Annotated in this window: 14 protein-coding genes; 6 read left to right on the top strand and 8 right to left on the bottom strand. The window is 35.6% G+C overall.

The genetic code is table 11. The features are described 5' to 3' along the window. The first annotated feature begins 1 nt into the window (after position 1). Together J7574_RS10200 and J7574_RS10195 are read left to right on the top strand one after the other, a co-directional pair. Positions 2-1489, top strand: a complete 1488-nt coding sequence (locus J7574_RS10200; protein ID WP_290967654.1) for a beta-lactamase family protein — start codon at positions 2-4, stop codon at positions 1487-1489. 255 nt (positions 1490-1744) lie between these two features. Further along, positions 1745-2659: a family 16 glycosylhydrolase gene (locus J7574_RS10195; protein WP_290967652.1), complete on the top strand. Its 915-nt coding sequence runs from the start codon at positions 1745-1747 to the stop codon at positions 2657-2659. A gap of 105 nt (positions 2660-2764) precedes the next feature. On the opposite strand, the gene J7574_RS10190 is transcribed toward J7574_RS10195, so the two are convergent. The 6 genes from J7574_RS10190 to bglX form a co-directional block, all read right to left on the bottom strand. Next, positions 2765-4153, bottom strand: coding sequence for an endo-1,4-beta-xylanase (locus J7574_RS10190; protein ID WP_290967649.1), 1389 nt, complete (start codon positions 4151-4153; stop codon positions 2765-2767). A 117-nt stretch (positions 4154-4270) separates the two neighbouring features. Continuing rightward, positions 4271-5374 carry a CIA30 family protein gene (locus J7574_RS10185; RefSeq protein WP_290967646.1) on the bottom strand — a complete coding sequence of 368 codons (1104 nt, stop codon included), beginning with the start codon at positions 5372-5374 and terminating at the stop codon, positions 4271-4273. A gap of 3 nt (positions 5375-5377) precedes the next feature. Then, positions 5378-6904 (bottom strand): RagB/SusD family nutrient uptake outer membrane protein, encoded by a 1527-nt coding sequence (locus tag J7574_RS10180; RefSeq protein ID WP_290967643.1) that lies wholly within the window; start codon positions 6902-6904, stop codon positions 5378-5380. Positions 6905-6962: 58 nt separating this feature from the next. Next, positions 6963-10061: a TonB-dependent receptor gene (locus J7574_RS10175; RefSeq protein ID WP_290967640.1), complete on the bottom strand. Its 3099-nt coding sequence runs from the start codon at positions 10059-10061 to the stop codon at positions 6963-6965. Positions 10062-10513: 452 nt separating this feature from the next. Next, positions 10514-14638, bottom strand: a complete 4125-nt coding sequence (locus J7574_RS10170) for a two-component regulator propeller domain-containing protein (protein ID WP_290967637.1) — start codon at positions 14636-14638, stop codon at positions 10514-10516. Between the two features lie 239 nt (positions 14639-14877). Then, the gene (bglX, locus tag J7574_RS10165; RefSeq protein WP_290967636.1) at positions 14878-17157 is read right to left on the bottom strand and encodes a beta-glucosidase BglX; all 2280 of its coding nucleotides are present in this window, start codon (positions 17155-17157) and stop codon (positions 14878-14880) included. 277 nt (positions 17158-17434) lie between these two features. On the opposite strand from bglX, the gene J7574_RS10160 reads away from it, so the two are divergent. The 3 genes from J7574_RS10160 to lpdA all read left to right on the top strand — a co-directional run bounded on the left by J7574_RS10160 (position 17435) and on the right by lpdA (position 19962). Further along, entirely contained in the window at positions 17435-17878 is a 444-nt protein-coding gene (locus J7574_RS10160; RefSeq protein ID WP_290967634.1) for a GNAT family N-acetyltransferase, read from the top strand. A gap of 18 nt (positions 17879-17896) precedes the next feature. Beyond that, the gene (locus tag J7574_RS10155; protein WP_290967631.1) at positions 17897-18493 is read left to right on the top strand and encodes a TetR/AcrR family transcriptional regulator; all 597 of its coding nucleotides are present in this window, start codon (positions 17897-17899) and stop codon (positions 18491-18493) included. 65 nt (positions 18494-18558) lie between these two features. Continuing rightward, a complete protein-coding gene (lpdA, locus tag J7574_RS10150) occupies positions 18559-19962 on the top strand; it encodes a dihydrolipoyl dehydrogenase (RefSeq protein WP_290967670.1) in 1404 nt (467 codons plus the stop codon). A 93-nt stretch (positions 19963-20055) separates the two neighbouring features. Here the strand turns inward: lpdA and J7574_RS10145 are convergent, their stop codons facing one another. Then, positions 20056-20559 (bottom strand): transposase, encoded by a 504-nt coding sequence (locus tag J7574_RS10145; protein WP_290967629.1) that lies wholly within the window; start codon positions 20557-20559, stop codon positions 20056-20058. 1 nt (position 20560) lies between these two features. Beyond that, positions 20561-21028: a MarR family transcriptional regulator gene (locus J7574_RS10140; RefSeq protein ID WP_290967626.1), complete on the bottom strand. Its 468-nt coding sequence runs from the start codon at positions 21026-21028 to the stop codon at positions 20561-20563. A gap of 404 nt (positions 21029-21432) precedes the next feature. Here J7574_RS10140 and J7574_RS10135 point away from each other — a divergent pair, with 404 nt between their 5' ends. Then, positions 21433-24624 carry a TonB-dependent receptor gene (locus J7574_RS10135; protein WP_290967623.1) on the top strand — a complete coding sequence of 1064 codons (3192 nt, stop codon included), beginning with the start codon at positions 21433-21435 and terminating at the stop codon, positions 24622-24624.

The raw sequence follows: 24624 nt of genomic DNA, 5'->3' as shown, positions 1-24624 counted from the left end.
CATGAAAAAACTTATATCGAAAACTGCATCAGTAATTTTCTTAACCACTTTAATGACTTTTCAGGTAAATTCACAGCAAAAAGAGACCGACAGCATTGATTTTTTTCTAAAAGATAAAATGGAAAAGCTTCATATTCCAGGTTTGCAGCTGACCATTGTAAGAAATGGGGAGATTGTTAAAAGCAACAGTTACGGACTTGCCAATATCGAAAATAATGTAAATGTGACCAAAGAAAGCATGTTTGCTATTAATTCTTGCACCAAAGCATTTGTTGGTGTTGCCATAATGCAGCTTCAGGAGGAAGGTAAACTAAACATAAATGATCCTGTTTCGAAATATATACCAGATTTGCCGGATGCGTGGAAAACGCTAACTATTAAACAGCTATTTTCTAATATCTCAGGTCTTCCAAATATTATTGACAATACTGAGAATTTTATAGGTGATACTGAAGAAGCGGCGTGGGAAAAGGTCAAAACGCTTCCTATGGAATTTAAAACAGGGGACTTTTTTCGTTATAATCAGACTGGTTATGTAATGATCGGGAAGATTATCAATAAAGCTAGCGGAATGCACTTTACCAAATTTATTGAAGAGAGACAATTTCAAACAGCAGGAATGAAACAGACCCGTTTTGGAGATTCAAATGACATTATTACAAATTCGGCAGGTGGTTATACGGCGCAAGGAGTTGTAAACGGGAAATGGGTAACGACTGATAGAATGAAAGTTAACTTCTTTAAGTTTCCGGAGTATTTTAGAACCTGCGCTGGAATTGTTTCAACTTCAGAGGAGATTGCTCAGTGGATTTTGGCGCTGCAAAACGGAAAACTGCTAAAACAAAAGTCTAGCTTAGACTTGTTATGGCAGCCTGCAGTTTTAAATAATGGGCGTATTCGCGGCTTTAACAAGCTTGTAAATGGTTATGCGCTTGGCTGGCCAATTGTTTCTAGAGCGGAGCATCCTGCAGCCAGTCCAATAGGAGGGATGAGATCGGCTTTTTTTGTATATCCTGAAGACAATCTTTCAATTATAGTTCTAACAAATTTTCAAGGTGCAAATCCGGAATTTTTTATAGATGAAATTGCAGGCTATTATATTCCTGAAATGCATGAGGCAAATGGATTTGGATGGTCTCATGCTTTGAGAAAACTAAGAAAGGAACTGATTAAACAAAATTATGACAATGCATTAAAACTGGCTAAAAATTTTAAAAAGGTAGATCCTTCCTTTATTTTAGATGAAAATGAATTAAATGACTTTGGCTATAAACTCTTGGGAAGCGGTAAGAAACAGGAAGCCTTGAAAATTTTCAAACTTAATGTTAATCTTTATTCCCAAAGTTCTAATGCAAATGACAGCTATGCAGAAACTCTTGCAGAAATGGGAAATAAGAAAGCAGCTATTTGGTATTACAAAAAAGCCTTTCAGCTTAATCCAAAAAACACCAATGCCCAGCATCAGATAATAAATTTGGAATCAAAATAAAGATATGATGGCTTGAAATACTGGAATTGTTAGACTGGGGTAAGAATGAGGAAATTTTCTTTCTTCTTTTCTTTTAGATTGTTTATTGTTAGTTTGACGGTAATCGAATGTCGTTTAGATTAGGGTGCCTGTTTAAGGCAATAGTATAAAATACAACATCTATGCTATTAACTGCCTCAAATGTGGCATTCTGTTTTTTCATATAAGGTTACTTTTAGTTTTGAATACAAACTAGTAATAACTAAATAACTTTTCATGAAAAAATTAACTCAGGTTACCTTAATGCTAACATGCGCCGTAGGATTTTCTTCTTGTTTTGAGCATTCTGACACAGAGAAAAAACAGGATAGTATAAGCGTAAACAAAAGTATTGATAAAACGGCAGCATCTGATTGGGTCAAGCAATTTGAAGATACATTTGAGAGCGATGCCTCACTTTCGAAATGGACAAAAGTGCAGCGTACAGACTATAATTCTAAATACTGCGATTATAAAAGTGCAGTGCCTACGATACAAGTAAGAGATGGAAAAGGCTGTTTGGAAATTAAAACTTCAAAGCTGGGAGAGAATAAATACCAATCGGGGCTCATAAAGTCTATTTACCAATACACTCCTGAAAATAATAGCGAATATAGAATAGCGGCTACTATTAAGCTTTTGGCAATGGACGGAGCAAATTATAAATCATTCAAGGAAACTTATGGTGCATGGCCCGCTTTCTGGACAGTTCAAGAAGACGGATGGCCTACGAGTTGTGAAATTGATATTGTAGAAGGCTATTCTTTTGCGCCAGGGGCTTCTCGTTTTACATCAAATCTTTTTTATGGTACAGTTTCAGGGACCAATCAATTGGGGAACTTAGCCGAAAGGCAGTATCCTAGTAGTTTTAATGTTGATGGAAATAATGGCTGGCATTTATATGAATGTTTCATAAGAATGAAAGATAATGCGGTTACTGTAACGGTAAAGATTGACAATACAATTGTTTCGACCTATACGAATAGCAGTGTGCCTAAACTTAATTTGAATAATTTTAAAAAGCACAACATTATTTTAAACCTGAATGTAGGATCAAATGATTCTAGTTTTATAGATCCAAATAAAATAAATTTATTTACAGCTGCTATGATGTGGGTAGATGAAGTTTCGGTATATAAAAGGACTATATAATAGCGATTTCTTTTTGAGTTTATTAATAACAAAAAACACCACTTTTTAAGTGGTGTTTTTTTTGGAGGCAGATGATGATACCCCAGTCTAATTCAAACTTGTTTTTTAATCTAAACCTTCTAAAAATCCAGTGTGCGAACTCTTAACAGCAAAATTAGAATCGTACAATAAAGGCCAGTCATTACCTGGATGATTCAGTTCGGTGCTGTATGGAATCCAAGATTCGTTATCTCTCATTCCCCAAATGGTCAATGCATATTTATTTGCAGCCGGAAGTGCATTATAAAGTTGTACCATTTCTTTATATTTTGCTTTTTGTGCTAGTCTTCTTTCGTTTGTAAAAGTCGAAATATCATTAAACTGGTTTACTTGTATATCCAATTCTGAAACGTGAATTTTTAAGCCTTTTGCAACAGCCTTGTTAAGATCTGTTTGTATTTGCGCCTTGGTTGGGCTAAAATAAGTGTTGTGCATCTGAAAACCAACGCCATCAATTACTTTAGCTGTTTTTAAATCATCTAATAAACCAAAAACTTTGTCTTGTTTGGCACTATTAGTTGACGTTGCATAATCGTTGTAGAATAATAATAGCGAAGAATCACCAGCAGCAACAGCGGCATTTCTTGCCCATTGAAAACAGTCTCTAACATAATTTGGTCCCATTCGCTGCAAGAAAATAGTATTTCTCATAGCGCCACTATCATCTACAGCTTCGTTAACCACATCCCAAGATTTTACTTTTCCTGCATAATGTGTCACTACATCTGTAATGTATTTTTTTACTTCTGCAGCAAATTCGGCATCTGTACCAGAAAAATCTTTAAGCCATTGTGGTACTGCATTATGCCAAACTAAAGCATGACCGTGTACATTAATGTTATTGGTATTTCCATAGGCTACAATTTTGTCGGCTACAGTCCAGTTGTACACACCGCTTGCAGTCGAGATCTGATCCATTTTCATCTCATATTCGGCAGAAATGCTACTAAACTCATTTTTTAGGATCACATCGTACGGACTTCCATTTGTTAATTGTGAGGCTTTAATTGCCATACCAACAAAAAATGGATTGGCCAATTTGTTTGCTTTTGCCTTTAAGAATGTAGGATCTTCAGGAATACCGCTCGTGCCTGTAGTCACCACACTAATCACATTTGAATAATCCGAAATCTGAGTTTCGTTTTTAGCTCTCACTCTGTAATAATATTGCGTTCCACCAGTTAAACCTACTACAACTTCGTTTAAGTCAGTTACAGTTTTTGCATTATAATTTGGCAGAATAGAGGTGAAATTTTCGTCGGTCGAAACATCTAAAAGATAACTTTTAGAATGGGAAACATAATTCCACTTTGCTTTAAAACCATTATCATTTACGTCTTTTGGAGCATTTGCAACGGGAGTTTCCAGAACATCGGCAGTTTCATTATCGTCTTTAGAGCAAGCATTAAAAAAAAAGACGAGGCCAGCCAGCATTAATAAAAATTTACTTTTCATACTGTTTTTATTATGAACTTTCCTTTTTAAGAGAACGTTCTTATTTACGATTATTTATTCGGTTTAATAAAAGAGGCCGCTTTGACCGCAGCCTCTTTAAGTTAAATGTGAGATTAATTATTGATAACGGATTTTAATATTATCAAATTTAATAGCACTAGGGTTAGGGGTGTCTCCTTGAGCGATTCCAACCTTAATTTCATTGATTTTAGACGGATTTAATGTGGCAGCTGTATTAGATCCAAATCCGTAATTGTCTTTAAAATCAGCAATTGATATGGTCTTTGTAGTCCAGTTGGTATCGGTGATTTTAAAATTGTAGCCATAGTTTACTCCGTCGATTGTGTTTAGCTGAATAGCAAACTGGGCGCCCACAACATTTGCACTTACATCTATATCAATATAGGCTTTTGTAGCGTCTGTATTAGAAGTGCTTAGGAAACTAGCTCCGCCACCGCCACTGCTGCCGTTGTAGCCATTAGCAGTAGAACCGGCCCAAACCAACGTGGTGTAATTTCCTGTTGGACCACCAGAAGTACTAGTATTAAAGCTTTCTACATCTCCATAAGATGTCCAATCTTTTCTAAGACCATTTCCGTCAAAATCAGATACCAGAATGATGGTTGCAAAATCAATTGTCTTTTTTGCTGTTCCTCCAGGTGTAGTAATGGCAAGTTCTGATCCAGAAGTTGCATTTGCAGGTAAACCGATTATAATTGAAGAAGACGATTTTACCGTATAACTTACCGCTTTTCCTGCTAAGGTTACTGATGAAATATTATAAAACCAAGTTCCTTCAATTTCTAACGGAAATCCTGGAGTTGCAACTGCAGGAGTGGTTTTAGTAATGGTTGGTACAGGCTGTAAAATCTCAATGTTTTTAGTCACAGAGCCATTTGCAGTTGTAAAGGTAATAGGCTGAACTCCAAATCTGCTTCCTAGTTTTTCATCAAAAGGAACAGTGAAAATAAACGATTTGTCTGAATTGTAATTAGGATTAAAAGCAATATTAATAGTATTATCGAGTGTAATCTTTTTTAGTCCCGTTAAACCTTCTCCTTCAACTCTTACTTTATTGTTTGGAAAGGCCTGATTTAGTAAATCTCCCGGTTCAGCAACCATTGCATCAATGTTTGCGCTAGTTGCATCATCATTTTGGCAGGCTGTAAAAGAAGCCAGCACAAAAAGTAGTAGAATGCTATATTTTATTGTATTGATCATAGTTTAGTTATTAAAGTTAAAAGGAACCGGAGCTTCTAATAATGATGGATTGGTATCTATGGCAGACTGTGGCAATGGAAGTTCAAAATAATTGCTTCCAGGAGTTATCTTTCTCGAAATCAATTCTGTTCTGGCATCATCAGAATAAAAACCTACTTCTTGTTGAGAAATAATTGCAGTTGCTTCAGCAAGACCACGGCGTTTTAAATCGAAGAAATATTGTCCTTCCAAAGCAAATTCAATTCTTCTTTCATTAAAAAGCTCATCTCTTGTCAATACTGTTTTAATTGGTAATCCTGCTCTTTTTCTTACTTCATTAAAAGAGCTTAAAGCCGCTGCTGACGTAGTGGAAGGCGCTCCAGCCATAATTGCCTCAGAATTCATCAATAAAATGTCAGAATATCTTAAAATAATCGTGTTTTGAGAAGTTCTCATAAAGAATACATCGTTTCTTTCTGCAGCAGATCCTACTATGTATTTTCTGAAATTTGCAGCTGTAGAAGAGTATATTTTTTTATAGGTAAAACCGCCTTGACTTTTTAATAATTCAGGGTAAAAATCGCCATCCGTCATGATTGTGCTTTTCTTTCTGATATCTTTTGGCTCAAATCCATTTTGCAAAGAAATAGAAGGAAGGTAAACTCCCCATCCGTCACCACCGCCTGTAATTCCTGTGCCTCCTGGAACAATATACGCCTGATTGGTGTTTTGCGTTCCCCATTCTGTAGCAATAGCTTTCCATTGAAGAGCAAACATACTTTCTGCACTATTATTATTTTCTGGACTGCTAAACAGATTTCCGTATTCTTGAATTAAAGTATACTGATTTCCGATAATTTTCTGAGTCAAAGTAGCACATTCAGCATATTCATTTAAAGTCAGATGCACTTTGGCTAAAATTCCCATTGCGGCATATTTAGTCACGTATCCTTTCTTTAATCCTTTTTCTGGTAAATTTTCTGCCGCGTATTCTAAATCTTGCTTGATGAATTTGTAAACATCAGGAATAAGATTTCTTTTTGGCTGTGCTGCAGATCCCGCTTTATTGATGATAGGCACAGCTCCAAAAGTCCTAACAAGATAGAAATAAGCATTGGCCCTCATGAATCTTGATATGGCAATAGCATTTTTATAAGATGCCTCAGGAAGTTCACTTTTTCTAGCTTCGACTAGACTCATTAAATTATTAGATTGATCGATAACCGAAAACAAGGCTACATATCCTTCTGTAAGAATTGGGTTTTGCGACGTTACTTTAGCATCTTTAAACTGTGAGTAAGCACCATCAAATGTAAAAGCATTTCCGGCATACATGTCTCCTACAGCAATTAGGAATTTGTCGTTAAAGGCAAACCAAGGCTTAAAGTACAAGCTCTCGGCAATTCCGTCAAAAGCGGTAACCCCTTCAGGAAGATCGCTTGGCGTTAACTGATTTTCAGATGGTGCATTCAAAAACTCATCTGAACAGGAAAATAAAGACAGCAATGGTATAAGCATTCCCATCAAAAAAAGTTTAAAAAGTTTTTTCATAACTATTTTTTTATATTAATGACTATGAATCATTAAGTTAAATGTGTTTTTATAAAGCTTAGAATTCTAAATTTACTCCTATAGAAGTTGTTCTTGGCACTGGGTAACGTCCTAGATCAATACCGCTCAATGTGATATTTTGGTCTAGGTTTCCAAGAGCTGGATCAAATCCGGTATATTTTGTAAACGTGTATAAATTTTGAACGTTTACATAAAGTCTTACTTTAGATATAATAGAATTGTCGAAAATTTTATTTGGCAAATCGTAGCTCAAAGAAACATTCTGAATTCTTAAATAAGAACCGTCTTCAACAAATCTGTTCGAAATTCTTCCGTTACCATTTGGATCATTAAGCGTGATTCTTGGCACGTCTGTATTTTCATTCACTCCAGGTTCAAAAGCCTGCATTGCCTGTGTGCTTACGTTTCCAAATCGGTCTCCAAAACCTGGATAAATGCCATCAATATAATGGCGCGTAAAGTTGTAAATCTTATTGCCTTGGCTTCCTGTTAAAGCAACTGAAAAATTGAAGTTTTTGTATCTAAGGTTATTCGTAATAGCATAGGTAAAATCTGGAATAGCATCTCCTATGGCTGTTTGGTCCTTACTGTCTATTTTTCCGTCACCATTAAGATCCTTAAATCGAATGTCTCCCACACCTGTTCCTGCTTCCTGAATTGGTCCAGCCGCTAGTTCTGTAGCGTTTTTAAACAAACCATCTGTTACATACCCGTAAAATTGTCCTACTGGCTGTCCTTCGGTAGTTCTGGTAATATTGTATAAATCGAATTGCACTTTTCCTAACAATGATTTGCCCTGACCTTGAAAACGTGTCAATTCATTATTGTATTTTGAAAAAATGATCGTTGTATCCCAGTTAAAATTTTCGGTAGCAATATTTCTTGTATTTAAAGTAAGCTCAATACCTTTTGTTACAATTTCACCTGTATTCAAATAATAGTTAAGCGCACTTTGATTGGATTCGTCATTGATTTGTTTGGTCAAGAAATCTGAAGAATTTTTAATGTAATAATCAAAATCTAATTTCACTCTGTTATTAAGCATTGCCAATTCAAAACCAGTATTGAAAGATTTAAGAGATTCCCACTTTATGTCTGGATTTCCTAAATTGTCGATCGTTGGCGAAACTCCACCAAATGGCGATGCAAGTAGCGATAAAATAGTCTGATATCTATTTGCGGGAATGTTTTGATTTCCTACAAGACCATATCCAGCTTTAAATTTTAAATAATTAACGCTTTTTGACAAAGGCTCAAAGAATTTCTCGTTGCTAACTGTCCAACCTCCTGAAAATGAAGGGAAATATCCCCATTTGTGATTTGGTCCAAAGTTAGATGAAGCATCTGCTCTTAAAGAAGCAGAAAAAGAGTAGCGGTCAGAAAAACTGTAATTTAATCTTGAAATATAAGAAGTCATAGACCAGCGTCCAGAACCATTTCCGTTTAGGGCAGTGGCAATATCACCGATGTTCAGATTGGTGAAATCTTTATTTAAGAAATCGCCTGTTCTGTAACCGCTTAAATATTCATAATAACTTTCCTGCGCTTCTTGTCCTAGTAAAAAAGTAAAATTATGTTTCTCGTTTAGCGTTTTGTTGTAGGTCAGATAGTTTTTAATATTCCAATAATAGCTCTGATCTTGCTGTTTGAACGATTTATTTAAAAGTTCAGTTACGTTTCCTAAAGTATATTTAGGCACAAAAGTGCTGTTTTTTGAGAAATTCAAATCGTATCCTAATTCTGATCTGAAAACTAATCCTTTTAAAAGAGTAAAATCAGCAAATAGATTTCCATTGATTTTAAATCTTTCTGTAGTGGCATTATTGTATTCAGATAAGGCAATTGGATTAGTGGCTTCATTTGCCGATGATCCTAAACCAGATGTTGGCCCCGCATAAGAACCATCTGCAGCTCTAACTGGTAACTCAGGAGACTGTCTTAAGGCATTCATAACCAATCCTCCTCTGTCATCATTTCTTACCACTTGCTGAGATGATTTGCTTATCGATAGGTTGTTACCAATTTTAAGCCAAGATTTTACATTAGAATCTACATTTAAACGCATTGCTAATCTGTTGAAATCTGAATTTAAAACAATACCTTCCTGATCAAAATAATTTAAAGAAGTGTAAAAGCGTGTTCCATCTTTTTCTCCAGAGAAAGAAAGCTGGTGATTGTACATTGTCGCTGTTCTAAAAAGTTCATCCTGCCAATTTGTACCATTTCCAAGCAAATTAGGTTTTTGATATTGATACGGAACAGGCTCGCCATTTAGTTTGTAAATTTTTGCCTGATAAGCCGCATATTGAGGCAGATTTAAAACATCAACCGTATTGTTTATCTGTTGTGTCCCTAAATAGGTTTCGTATGTAAATTTTGATTTTCCCTTTTTTCCTTTTTTAGTTGTAATCAAAACCACTCCGTTTGCACCGCTTGAACCATATATAGCTGTTGCAGAAGCATCTTTTAAGATATCGATCGTTTCTATATCTGAAATATTCAATCCAGATAAAGCAGAATTTTTAGTTTGTCCGTTTCCTCCGCCTAAAGCGCTAAACGAAAAGGAATCATTGTTTTTGTCTGCAAAAACAGGCGTTCCGTCGATCACATATAAAGGCTCATTACCGTTAATAGAAGTAATTCCTCTAATCTGAACAGAGATTCCCCCACCTGGAGTACCAGAGTTCTGCGTAACATTTACACCTGCGGCTTTACCAACAAGAGCCTGATCGATAGAGATAAATGGCTTATCTTGAATTTCAGAAGCTTTAATAGAAGATACAGCACCATTTATGTCTTTTCTTTTAGATGTTCCATATCCGATAACGACCACTTCGTTTAATTTTTCTAGGTCGCTCGCCATGACCACTTGCATATTCGGTTTAGCTTCAAGGATTAAATTTTTGTATCCTATATAAGTAAAAAGCAGCATTGCTTTTGGTTCAACATTATTCAATACGAAAGTACCGTCAAAATCGGTGACCGTTCCGTTTTTGGTTCCCTGTACTATTACACTAACACCCGGAAGAATGTTTCCTCCCGATGTTACTTTACCTTTAACAGTTTGAGCGAAGAAAAAATTTCCCCACAAGCATACTATTAAGCACAATAGTCTTTTTAATGTTTTTTTCTGCATAAAGTTTGGTTGTTTAGTTTAAATTGAAATAATTAGTAATTCGTTAAGTTTTAAGAAAATATTTAAAAATTTGGGTGTTTTGACATGAGATTGTTTTGAGTTAGAATGGCTAAACTTTTTTCTTAAATATTTCTTAACGAAAGTAGATTCTACAGGTGTTGCATTGTAGTACAGATGATGCATATTGTGCAACAGATGATGCAAAAAGTGCTTCTGAACCCCTGTAAATGCTAAAACAAATCATTATAAGCATTAAAACGGTTGCTGAAGTATTGGTAATTTTTTAGTCTAAAAAATATTGTATGTTCAAAATATTAAGGTTTTATTTTTTATATGCTGATTTTTGCCTGAAATTTAAAAGCTTACATTTTGAAAAAAATCACTGACAAAAAAAGAGCTTCGGTTTAAACCGAAGCTCTTTACTATTTAATATTCAAATTGTAATTTGTTTTCTATTCTTTCGCTCTTTTTTCCTGTGTAGGCAAATGGCCGTATTTGATTTTATAGCATTTGGCAAAATAGGAGGGAGAAGTAAAACCAACTTTGAAACTTATTTCGTTGATATTATTATTGCCCTGTTCGATCAGCTGTTTTGCTTTTTCTAATCGCACATTTCGGATAAATTCATTAACAGAAACACCTGTTAGTGTTTTTATTTTTCGATAGAGCTGGCTTCTGCTTAAAAAGATCTTAGAAGAAAGTAGTTCTACGGTTAGTTCAGGTTCACTAATATTTTCATTAATATAATGCAGAATCTTTTGAATGAAATCATTATCAAGCGAGGTTGTTTTTTCTTTGCCTTGCTTAGTGATGCCGCTGTAAAATTTCTTGAACATGATCTGTCTGCTTGTAATAAGCTGCGCGAGACTCGATTTTAGAATATCCAGTTCAAAAGGTTTGCTTAAATACATATCGGCACCCGAATCGATACCTTCCAATCGGTCTTTTACCATTGCTTTGGCAGAAAGCATCAATAAAGGAATATGGCTTGTTTTTAAATCGCCTTTTATGTTTTTGCACAGCTCAAGTCCGTCCATGACTGGCATAATAACATCGGTTATAATTAAATCAGGCAATTTCTGTACAGCAAGATCGTAACCTTTTTGGCCATTTTCGGCTGTAATTACTTTGTATGATTTGCTAAGTTCCTGTTTTAAATAGTTTCTTAATTCTGTATTGTCTTCTACAATTAAAACGGTATATGCTTTTTGAGCTTCTGCTTCAGAGTTAGATTCTATCTCATCTTGAACAGGTTCAGATAAAAGTTCGTTTTTGCGCTCTATTTTATATTTCTCATCAATGATCTCACTTCTTTTATATAGCGAGTTGCCTAGCGGAAAAGTTATTTTAAAGCTGGTGCCTTCGCCAACTTCACTTTCAACTTCAATTTTTCCTTTATGAAGTTCGACAAATTCCTTTACAACCTCCAAGCCAATTCCGGTGCTTCCGTAATATTCCTTATTGAGATTATTGACTTGGTAGAAACGATCAAAAATTTTATTTAAATCTTTTTTTCGTATTCCAGAACCTGTATCTGCAATGGTTATCGAGAAAGATGGGACTTTATTTCCGTCAATTATCAATACATTTTCGGTTTCTGATGTGTTTATAGAAATATGGATCGAACCATTATCTGGCGTAAATTTAAATGCATTCGAAATAATATTAAACAGTATTTTTTCTAGCATTTTAGGATCTAGCCAATCTTCGAGTTCATCTACAGGCGACTCAAAATTAACAGCAATGTTTCGCGCTGCGGCTTCTTCATAAAAGTAGCCGATAACGGCTTCGGTAAACGATACGACTTCAACTTTCTTGGCTTGAAGCGAAATTTTATTAAACTCTAATTTATTAAAATCCATAAGCTCATTAATAAGCCTAGAGAGCCTATCAGAGCTTTTGTGTACTATTTTTAATTTATTATGAATCTCTGGAGATATTTTTTTGCTCTTTAAAATATCCTCCAGCGGATTAATAATTAGTGTTAAAGGAGTTCTGAATTCATGCGAGATATTGGTGAAAAACTGCAGTTTTTTATTGTTTAATTTCTCCAATTGAATGTTCTTTTCTTTTTCCAGAATTATAGCCTGCTTCGCTTTGAAACGATTTTGATAAATCTTGTTAAGATAAAGGATTAAGAAAATTAAAATAGAAGAATAGATTAAATAAGCCCAGATGGTTTTCCACCACGGAGGAAGGATTTTTATTTTTAATTCTAATTGATTGCCGCTCCACGTGCCGTCTGCGTTGGCCGATTTTACTTTAAAGGTATAATTTCCCGGCGCCAAATTGGTATAAGTTGCTGTTCTGTTATTGCCTACATAGTTCCAGTCTTTTTCAAAACCTTCGAGATAATACGCATATTGGTTTTTCTTAGAATAATTATAATTGATTCCCACATATTCGATCGTAAAAACAGACTGTGTGTAATTAAGCGTAATTTCTTGAGTCTGCGAAATTACTTTGCTCAAAGGAGAGCCGTCTTCATTTGGTTTTACGGATCGATTGAATAATTTAAAATCACTGAAATAAAGACGCGGAGCTTTTTCTGCTTTTTTAATTTCGTTAGGGTTAAAATAATTTACGCCTTCATAACCTCCAAAATAAAGCTCTCCATTTCCGTCTTTGTAAACGGCATTGTTATTAAAATCATTATCGATTAGACCGTCGTCTTTATTAAAATTAATGCTTTTTTGATTTTTCAGGTCGAGTTTTGTCAAACCAGATCCGCCGCTTACCCATAAAGCGCCGTTATTATCAGAAATGATCGCGCGAATTGATTTTTCTTTAAATCCAGGAAAATCATCGTAATTAGAAAATGTCTTGTTTTTTTTATTGTAGCTAAATAGGCCTTGAGTATCTGTTCCTATCCATATTGTTTTATCATTAGATTCATAAATAGATAAAATAATCTGAATGCTATTGTTTTTATTAATGCCGCCAAACATAGCATCGCGCATTTTTGTGACTTTAAAACCAGTTTCATCTTTTATATTGATCTGATACAAGCCTAAGATAGTGCCGACCCACAAAACATTATCAGAATCTACAAAAACTTTACGGATGAAAGCATTATCTAGACCGTTTTTGACAAATGGCTCAGTATCACAATGTACAAATGTGTTGCTTTTATTATCAAAATAATGCAGTCCTTTTATAAAAGTTCCGATCCAGATTCTGCCTTTTGAATCTTCTGAAAAACTAAAAATTCGGTTCGATTTTAATCCTGGTGTATTTGCTGTATTATAGTTGACAAATCTGGAAGTTCCGTTTTTTAGAAAGTAGATGCCGCGATCCCAGCTTCCAAGCCAAATATTTTCTTTGCTGTCGATAAATATGCTCTGAATATCGACCGCATCTAAACCCGAATAATAATTTTGGTTTGTTTTATTAACGTGAATGTAGCTTTTATTGTTGAGGTTGTAAATATCTAATCCTCCGCCTTCGTTACTAATGAGCAAATTACCCTTTTTGTCTTTTGCAACCGAAGTTACATAGCTTGTTTGCAGAGAATTTTCATTGTTAGCAAGAGATTCCAGCGAGTTGAATTTGTTATTAGGTTTATCAAAAACGCCAAGACCTTTATTAAAATACCCTAACCAGAGTCTTTTTTCTTTGTCTTGATACAAAGACCAAACCGAATTGGATTTTAAGCTGGCACTATTGTATTTGCTGTGCAAATATTTTTTTAGTACTTCTCCCTTATAATTTACAACCAGTAATCCGTCATTTTCGGTACCGCAAACAATGTAACCCAAACTGCTTTGTACGATTGATAAGATCTTATTTTTCGTAATGGCATAGTTTTCAAACTGATAATTATCTGTTTCAGGCTTAATTTTTATCAATCCGTTTTCGGTTGTGCCCATCCATAGGTATCCAAATTTGTCTATAACAAGACTTTCAATATCGTTAGTGAGCGGTTCTCGTTTAAATTTGTCTTTATAAACCTGTTTGACTTTTCCATTGGTGTCAATTTCTAAAAGTCCGTAACTGGTTCCTAAATAAATAATTCCCTGTTTGTTTTTAACCGAAGATTTTATTAGAAAATTAGGTTTTTCCAGCACTTTTGAATGTACCAGAGAAGACTTTAAGGTTTTTGTGTTAAGTTTAAATAACCCAAAACCGTAAGCGCCCAAGTATAGATTGCCATTATTGTCTTCAATAATTGTTTTTATCGTAATGGGCTGCGTGTATCCTTGTGTTATAGCATCTTCAATATTGATGCGGGTAAAGTTGTCTAAATCCCTGTTGTATAAGCACAAACCCTGATCGGTGCCTACCCAAAGGTTATTTTTGGAATCGATAAACGTAGAATAAATAAAATTACTGTTTACCGAACCAGGTTTGTTCTCGTATTTATATCCGAAATAATTTACGCCATCGTATCTATAGAGACCGGCGCCACTTGTACCGATCCAAATAAAATCATTTTTATCCTGAATGATAGAAGAAACAGCTCGTTTTGAAGCAGTCTCTTGTATGCTCCTAAACTGGTAGCTGTCAAATTTGCCTTGCGAAAACAGCGAGTTTACAATGCTAAAGAAGCATAAAAGGATATAAGTTGTCTTTTTCATTTGGATGTAACAGTATGCATTATCCGATTTTTTTAAGTGGATTTTTTAGGATATGGGGAAACAATATTAATAAAACTAATTTGAACACTTATTTTTTTTTTATTCAAATCTACCATATTGCCAAAATCCTGAGTACGATTTTGATCCAATTAAGGAATTATCGTATTCAGGATATATAAATTAAAAGATATTCTATTCTTGTTTAGAGAATTATTCTTTTGGACTTTATTTTTCTGATTTTATTTTAGCTCAAATTTACTGTTAAGTCCATTATTAGAATTCCAGCCCACCATAATATTAAATTGACCAGGTTCTACCATAAATTTACCGTCGTTGTCATAAAAACCAAGTTCCTTGTCTGTTAGAATAAATCGAACTGTTTTGGTTTCTCCCTTTTTTAATTCGATAAGCTCAAAGCCTTTTAATTCTTTTACAGGTCTTGCAATGCTGGCAACAGGATCATTTATATAAAGCTGGACAATTTCTTTTCCATCAAAACTTCCTGTATTGGTCACATCAACAGAGACTTCGATTTTTTCTCCTTTTTGAAAAGAATCTTTTGAAATCTTCAAGTTTTTATAGTCAAAAGAAGTATAACTTAATCCGTAACCGAATGGGTATAATGGCGTTTTCTCAACATCAGAATAGTGTGACCAAAAAACATTATTGTCTTTATCTGTCGGTCTTCCGGTATTGTACAGATTATAATAAATAGGGCATTGGCCAACATTTCTAGGAAATGACATTGGCAGCTTACCACTTGGATTATAGTCTCCGTACAAAACCTGTGCGATGGCATTTCCAGATTGTGTTCCTAACTGCCATGCTTCAACAATAGCTGGAATATGTTCTGCCGCCCAAGGTATAGACAACGGACGTCCGTTGTTTAAGACTAAAACAATGTTTGGGTTTACTTTGTAAATTTCCTCTAGTAATTGCTGTTGATTACCTGGAAGGGCTAATTCTGTTCTACTGCGCGCTTCACCGCTTTGAAAACCTATTTCGCCTAGTACCATTACCACAATTTCGGCCTCTTTTGCCACTTTTTTCGCTGCTTCAAATCCAGAAAAATCAGTGGTATTGACTTTTACTTCGTCTAAAAAGGATTGTTTGTTGATAGCAACATCGGTTCCTTTTTCAAAAACTAATGTATTGTTTTTGTATTGTTGCATTCCCTCCAAAACAGATATGGCAGTATTATCATCTGCAGCGATTCTCCAGCTTCCAAGAGGACTATTTTTATCATTGGCCAAAGCACCGATTAAGGCAATTTTAGCACCTGATTTTTTCAGAGGCAAAAGATTCTTATCATTTTTCAATAAAACAATCGATTTTTTAGCCATCTCAAGAACCTCGGCGTTGTTTGCTTTGCTGCCAATATTTGATTTTTCGCGAGCTTCGTCGCAATATTTATAAGGGTTGTCAAATAAGCCTAATTCAAATTTCACGCGAAGAATTCTGCGAACCGCATCATCAATTACGCTTTCTTTTACAGTTCCTTTTTTTACTAACAGAGCCAGTTCTTTAAGATATATATTCGATTCCATATCCATGTCAGAACCTGCAAGAGCTGCTTTTTTGGCCGCATCGGCACCATCTGCTGCATAGCCGTGAGTAATCATTTCCGCTATTGAAGCCCAGTCAGAAACCACAAATCCTTTAAATCCCCAAGCGCCTTTTAAAATATCTCTCTGTAAAAAAGCACTTCCTGTAGCTGGAATTCCATTTAAGGTGTTGAATGAATTCATAAAAGTACGGATTCCTGCGTCGCTTGCCGCTTTAAAAGGCGGTAGTACTGTATTGTACAATTTAGAATTACTCATGTCTACGCTGTTGTAATCTCTTCCTGCTTCTACAAAACCATAACCAGCAAAATGTTTTGCACAGGCAATGATTTTGGTGTTGTCAAAACGCTCACCTTGAAAACCTTTAACTCTTGCTATAGCAATTTTGCTCCCTAAATACGGATCTTCGCCAGCGCCTTCCATAACTCGTCCCCATCTTGCATCATTTGAGATGTCAACATTAGGAGCAAAAGTCCAGTTTAATCCCGAAGCAGAAGCTTCAAGCGCAGCTACACTAGCCGAATTTTTAATGGCTTCCAAATCCCAGCTTGCCGCTTCTGCCAACGGAATAGGACTTAAGGTTTTGTAGCCGTGTATAACATCAAAACCAAAAAGAAGGGGAATTCCCAAGCGGGTTTCTTCAACAGCCATTTTTTGCAAAGTTCTGACTTGGTTAACACCTCTAACAGTAAGAACAGAGCCTACCAATCCTTTCTTTATATTATTGTATTTTTCTTCATTAGAACCCGATTCCGGTTTTGGTCCCGTTACATCCCATGAACCATTGTACTGATTCATTTGTCCGATTTTTTCATCTAATGTCATTTCTTTCATTAAAAGAGAAATTCTTTCCTCTATTGGTTTGTTAGCGTCAAGATGTTTTTTTGCTTGTCCGTAACTGGTTCCATAAACAATAAGCAGTAAAAATGCATATTGTTTAATTTGTTTTTTCATGATCATTTGCGGTTTAATTTTATTAGTGAGGTTGTTATAAAAAGGTTTACTGCTTTTGCACAATGTAAATTCCTGCGAATAAAATGTGCAAAAAATAAGATTGTAAATGTAATTTTAGCTCCCTGATCTGAATAGTAAATTTGATGCATTATGTGCGACAAATGATGTGTTTTATGCTTTGAGGATGCTTAAAACTAAAAGTTGAATGATATATAATAAAAAAAGACCGATTGTTCTTTTTTTTGTTGTAATTTTGCCAATGCAAATAAACTTAAAAATGAATACTGAGATCTTAAAGTATAATCCCGACTATAAAAATGAAGTGTTATCTGTTTGGGAAAAATCGGTTTTAGCGACACATCTATTTTTATCTGAAGAAGATTTTGTCGAGATTAAATTAATGTTGCAAGATTTTGATTTTGCGCAGTTGGACGTTTTTCTTCTTTCTGTTGACCAAAAAATCGTGGGCTTTATTGGAATCAGCGATCAGAAAATTGAAATGCTGTTTTTAGATCCTGATTATATTGGAAAAGGATACGGAAAACAATTAGTAGATTATGCCTTTGGCGCTTTTGATGTTAATCTTGTAGATGTTAACGAACAAAATACTAATGCTATAAAATTTTATGAAAAAATCGGATTTGAAACCTATGATAGAAAAGAGCTTGATGATATGGGCAAGAACTATCCGATATTGAAAATGAAATTGAAAACAGCATAACAATAAATAATAACAGAAATGAAGACATCCAAGTCAGAAAATACAAAACAATTGATTATAGAAAAAACCGCGCCCGTTTTTAATACAAAAGGTTATGCAGGTACTTCTATCAATGATTTGATGAATGTGACGGGACTTTCAAAAGGCTGTATCTATGGCAATTTTGAGAACAAGGATGAAATCGCACTGAAAGTTTTCGATCATAATTTTGGGAAGATTACCCACCACATCAAAGAACGCATTTTAGAAACACAAAATTCAATTGAAGGATTGCTGGTTTATCCAGAAATGTATAAAAACTATTATAAATATCCGTTTCTACAGTCCGGCTGCCCGATACTCAATACAGCAACAGAAGCAGATGACACTCATCCTCAGCTTAAAGAGCGTGCGCAGAAGGCTCTTGATATTTGGAAAACAGCTATTGTGAATCAAGTAAAACGAGGGATTGAAAATAAGGAAATTAAAGCAGACACAGACCCAGCCGAACTGGCTGTAATTATGATTTCGATCATCGAAGGAGCATTTATGCAAGCAAAAGTAAACAATAGAACGACCGAGCTAAAGATAGCAATGTCGTTTTTAGAGAAAATGATTATGCAGTTAAAAGCATAATTTTTTTTGCTATAAAAAAGACCGATTGGTTTATTTTGATTTATAGAATAATAAACAACAATAAAATGGAAGAATTTGATATTACCGTTATAGGATCAGGTCCTGGCGGGTATGTAGCAGCAATTAGAAGTGCCCAGCTTGGTTACAAAACAGCACTTATAGAAAAATACAACAGCTTGGGAGGCACCTGCACCAATGTGGGATGCATTCCTACCAAAGCGCTGTTAGACAGCACGCATCATTATGCAGATGCAGCAAAAAGTTTTAGAACACATGGAATTGAATTTTCGGATATTCAGTTAAACTTTGAGCAGCTTTACAAACGTAAAAACGAGGTGGTGCAGAAGAATACACAAGGACTAGAATTTCTGATGAAAAAGAATAAAATAAGCGTACTTCAAGGAGTAGCTTCTTTTGTTAGTAATGAACAGATTAAAGTAACACATGCCGATCAGACAGAAACCTCTATAAAATCAAAGAAATATATTATTGCTACAGGATCTAAACCAGCGACTATTCCTGGTGTTGTCATTGATAAAAAAAGAGTAATTACTTCTACGGAAGCATTGGATATGAAAGAGAAGCCTGAACACATAGCAATTATTGGTGGCGGTGTGATTGGTGTCGAAATGGCTTCTATCTTTAATAGAATAGGCACAAAAGTGACTATTTTAGAATATGCCGATAACCTGATTGCGAATATGGATTTGGAACTCGGAAGTGCTTTGGCTAAAATTTTAACTAAAGAAGGCATAGAAATTAAACTGGGACAAGCAGTGTACAAAACCGAGAATCTTGGTGAAAAAGCGAAGGTCTATTTCAAAAATAAACAAGGAGGGCAAGAGGATCTAACGGTTGATTATGTCTTGGTTGCCGTGGGCAGAAGACCCAATGTAACGGCTTTAGGTCTGGAGAATACCAATGTAACATTAAATGCTAATGGCACTATCAAGGTCAATGAACTTCTGCAAACAGCAGTACCCAATATTTATGCTATTGGAGATGTTATTGGTGGAGCCATGCTGGCACATAAAGCCGAGGAAGAAGCTGTATTTGTAGTGGAGCGAATAGATGGGCAAAAACCGCATATTCATTACAACCGTATTCCAGCTGTGGTTTATACATGGCCAGAAGTTGCCTCGGTAGGTGCTACTGAAGAGGAATTAAAAAAAGATGGAATTGCTTATCAAGTGGGCAAATTTCCCTTTGCGGTCAACGCTAGAGCGAGAGCAGGTATGGAGCAGGAAGGTTTTGTTAAAGTGCTTTCCGATCCAAAATACGGCGAATTATTGGGCGTGCACATTATAGGCGCCAGAGCGGCAGATCTTATTGCACAAGCAGTTGTGGGGTTGGAGTACGAGGTAACAGCAGGAGACATGGCTTCTGTTTGCTACGCGCATCCAACGTATTCAGAAGTGCTTAAAGAAGCTTATACTATTGCTTCAGGCAAGCCGTCACTTAATATTTAAAATAAAAGGATAGAAAAATCGTAATCCATTTTAGTCTAAAATTAAATTCAAACTAAATGAGAGGCAGTACAAATTTGTGCTGCCTCTAGTATTTTATGATCTTAAACTGAATAATTTAATGCACAACGGAATTAGCGAGCAGGAAATTGTAACAAATAGGATGACTCTGAAATAATTGAGCGTCTGCCAAAGGGAAGTGCGTTGTGCAAGATCTTCTGTAAAAGTTGCATTTGCGGCCATTTTTTGAAAATCAATAATGTTAGGAGCAAAGTAAGAAAGTGTCCATGCTCTAACGGCAAAATGAAAAACAAACAATACCAATAGCCAATTTCTAACAGGATCAATTTTCCAGCAGAAAATAATGGCAAGAATAAAGGTGATTTCGTGCAACGAATGAAAAACTATCCAAAAAACTTTTAAACTTGTGCCTTTTCCATCCAATAAAAGTTTGAAATTTTCAGGTGGAGATTCCGTCCATTTGGGCACAAAAACTACGGTTTCGAAAATCTGAGCACCATTCATTAAAAAATAGAAAAGTGTGGTGATGCAGAGCCATATTTCAGCTCTTGTCAGGTAATTTGCAGTTAAACCTTCCATATTATTTTTTATTTAAATTATCTTTTGTTTCCTCCATAATAGTTGCAGCTTTAATAAAATAGCTTTCTATAGTTTCGATTTGTTCTTCTGAAAAAGTGGCAAGCAAGGCCATAGTTTTCTCCTGCAGTTCATCAAAAAATGGTTTAAGCAGTTTCATACTGTTTTCAACATTTGGAACAATAATGACTTTTCTCCGGTCTTCCTTGATGAATTGCCTTTCCAAGAGTTTCATTTTTTCCAATCGGTCTATTAATCCCGTTACGGCACCTGTGCTTAAACCCGTAAGTTTAGAGATTTCTCCCGCAGTTATAGATTTGTAAGGAAGAATAAGTCCTAAATATTTGTGGTCGGCTCCCGAAAGTCCTGCTTTTCTGGCAATCGCAGCATGCATAAATGTAGAGGCATCAGAATATTTTCTGCTGGCAGTCTGAAATCGAGACAATAAATCAGTAGTATTAATTTTGCTCATAAACTAAGTATCTTAGTAACAAAGATAAATAAATTATTGAAATGACAGTTTAGCTTCTTGTAATTTGTATTTTTTGAAAGTTCCGACGTTGTACCTGCTAAATTCCCTCTTTAGTTTTGTAACGAGAACACCACGAATGCTTCTTCATGAGTTGCTTTCTCAGGTAGTATTGATTTAGTAGTAGGTATTGATAATATCATAAAAAATTATGATATAAAATATTTTAATGAAATAAATAGTTGCTTTTTTTTATCATAAGTCCAGTAATAGTTACAATTCGACCCTTTTTCTGATACAAATAGAACCATAGTTTGGCTAGTCTTTATTGTTAATTTGTTCCCTGTCTATAAGATTTTTTCGAAGAGACAAACCAGCTTATTAACTAATACCTAACCAACCAAATTATGAATGAAAAAAAAGGAATGCGATGCATTAAAAAGCGCAGTTACAGTCTTTTTAATACAGGCATTATTATAGCGATGCTATTTTATGCCACACTGATGTCAGCCCAAAATTCTGATCCAAAAAGAATTAAGGGTACTGTTACATCAGAAACAGATGGCCAACCTCTTTTTGGGGTCAATGTTCAGCTTAAAGGAAAAGATCAGAAAGCAGTCACAGATGCCGATGGTGGTTTTACCATTACAGCAAAAATCGGTGAAACCATTGTGTTTAGCTATCTGGGTTTTGTCAAGCAGGAAGTAAAAGTTACCGACGCCCAGCTTACAATCCAAATGAAAGAGGATTTAAAAGCACTAAACGAAGTAGTAGTAATCGGGTACGGAAAAGCCAAAAGGAAAGACCTTACGGGAGCCATTTCTTCCATTAGCGGTGATGAGCTCCGCAAAACACAGCCTGTTACTTTTGACCAAGCATTACAAGGAAAAGTAGCCGGTGTGGTAGTGCAGCAGACTTCAGGACAGCCTGGAGGAGGTGTAAACATCCAGATACGAGGTATGTCTTCGTTTGGCAGCAGTTCACCTTTGTATGTAATTGACGGGGTTATCATTGGCCAAAGTTTTGACCCAGGTAATGGTACCAATCCGCTAGCAACCATAAACCCATCAGATATTGAATCGGTAGATGTCTTGAAAGATGCTTCGGCTACAGCAATTTATGGTTCACAAGCTACAAATGGGGTAATTGTGATTACAACAAAAAGAGGTAAAGAAGGTGCGGCTAAAATAACCTATGAGGTTTCAACTGGATTTCAAGAGCTTATCAAGCAGTATCCAACAATGAATTTAAGGGAATATGCCACATTTATTAACCAAAGGGCAGCAGTATGGGGGTTTGACGAAAGACCTGAATTTGCCAATCCGAATTATTTAGGAGAAGGGACCAACTGGCAAGAAGAATTGTTTCGTAAAGCGCCTACAGTAAATCATGTTCTTACTTTAAGTGGCGGTTCTGAAAAAACACAGTATTTACTTTCGGGATCGTATTTTAATCAGGAAGGTATAGCTTTAGGATCTGAATTTACTAGAGCATCAGTGCGATTGAACTTAGACAATAAGACAACAAGCTGGCTGAAGTTGGGAACTAGCCTGCAGCTGACTCACATTGATGAAAATGTAAATTCTACTGGATCAAACGTTATTCAGGAAGCACTAAGTCAGACACCAGATATCGCTGTCAGAAATGCAGACGGAAGTTTTGCAGGGGAAGAAAGCAGCGAGGGATGGATTGCAAAACGTGTAAATCCTTATGCATTGGCACTTATCAATAAAAATAATCCGAAGAGAAATCAGTTTTTTGGCAATCTTTATATAGATATTGCTTTTACAAAAGACTTTTCTTTCCGTAATGAGATCTCAGGCAATTTTCTGTATAGGACAGAAGACAAGTTTAGCCCGACTTATAAATTCGGACTAGCTGAAAAAGTGACCAATGAAGCTTCTTACGCTTACAATCAAGACTATTTTACCACATTTAGAAGTTTCTTTACCTATTCGAAAGTCTTTAATAAAAAATACAATTTTAATGCTCTTTTAGGGCATGAGGCTCAGCTGACACAGTTTGAAAGTGTTTCTGCTGGAAGAAGAAATTTCATTTCTAATAATGTAACCAATATCGGAAGCGGTGATATCACTACTGCTACCAATGGAGGCACAAAAGGAGACAGCTCACTAGAATCATACTTCGGACGTTTGAATTTTATCTATGATGACCGATATCTCTTTACAGCAAATATCCGTGCTGACGGTTCTTCGAAATTTGCACCTGATAATCGTTGGGTAACCACATATTCTGGAGCATTTGCATGGAAACTAAACAATGAGAAATTCTTAAAAGGTTCTAAAATCGTTAACGAATTAAAGTTAAGAGCAGGATATGGGCTTACCAACAATCAAAATGTTAGAAACAATGCCTATCTATCAACTTTAGAATCGGTATCTACAGGGCTTTCTGGTAATGCACAAATGACTACCAACATCGCAAACCCAGCAGTAGAATGGGAAAAAACCAAATACGGCAATATCGGACTTGATGCAGCGCTGTTTGGATGGAAGCTTAATTTATCTGTTGATGTTTACAATCGTATGACGGATGGATTGCTTATGCAGATTCCTCTTCCATTGTATTCAGGAACTATTGTGGGGTATTCTCCTGGAGCCATCAATGCTCCTTATGTTAATATTGGACAGGTTCGCAACAGAGGGATCGATCTTCATTTGAGTTCAAGAAATATGGAGCACGGAGATTTTACATGGACTACAGATTTTACTTTATCTCACAATAAAAATAAAGTAATGAAATTAAATACTGACGGAGCTTTCCTTCCAGGATACTATGGAGGAGATGTGGTGTCTAGAACTGTAGTAGGCGGTTCAATAGGATCATTCTATGGTTATAAAGTAGACGGTGTATTCGCTACAGCAGAAGATTTTAAAAACCACGCACTTCCAACCAATACTGACGGAACAGTGCTGCCAATTACTCCTAATTCTGGTGGAGTATGGTACGGAGATCTTAAATTTAAAGATCTTGACGGAGACGGTAAGATTACTGAAAAGGATCAGACATTTTTAGGATCGCCTGTTCCACAATTTCAGTTTGGACTTGGAAATACTTTTACTTACAAAGGTTTTGATTTGAATATTTTCTTTACTGCCAATCAAGGTAGCGAAGTTGTAAACGGAATGAGAATCAATGGAGACAATCCTCTTACCAATAACGGTTATTTGAAGTCTTTGAAAGATCACGCTGTATTGGCTTTAATTGATCCTAATGGTTCGGCTTCAGATGTGAATAACGTGTATGTGACTAATCCTGAAACTTCAATTGTGGGACTAAAAAACAATGACAGCAACAGAAACAACCGTTTTTCTGATCGATATGTAGAGAATGGTTCTTTTATAAGATGCAGAAACATGACTTTAGGCTATTCTTTTCCAAGTGAGATGATGAAAAAAATACATATAAGTTCGCTTAGGCTGTATGTAAATGTCAACAATCCATTTCTAATTACTAGCTACACAGGAATGGATCCTGAGGTAGGATCGTGGAATCCTTTGCAGGCGGGAATTGATAATGGTTTCTATCCGCAGTCCCGATCTTTTACATTTGGACTTAATCTAGGATTAACTAACTAA

It is taken from the genome of Flavobacterium sp., from assembly GCF_017744675.1.
Classification (GTDB): Bacteria; Bacteroidota; Bacteroidia; order Flavobacteriales; family Flavobacteriaceae; genus Flavobacterium.
The sequence above is the reverse complement of the archived record's forward strand: the minus strand, read 5'-3'. Positions and strand labels throughout refer to the sequence as shown.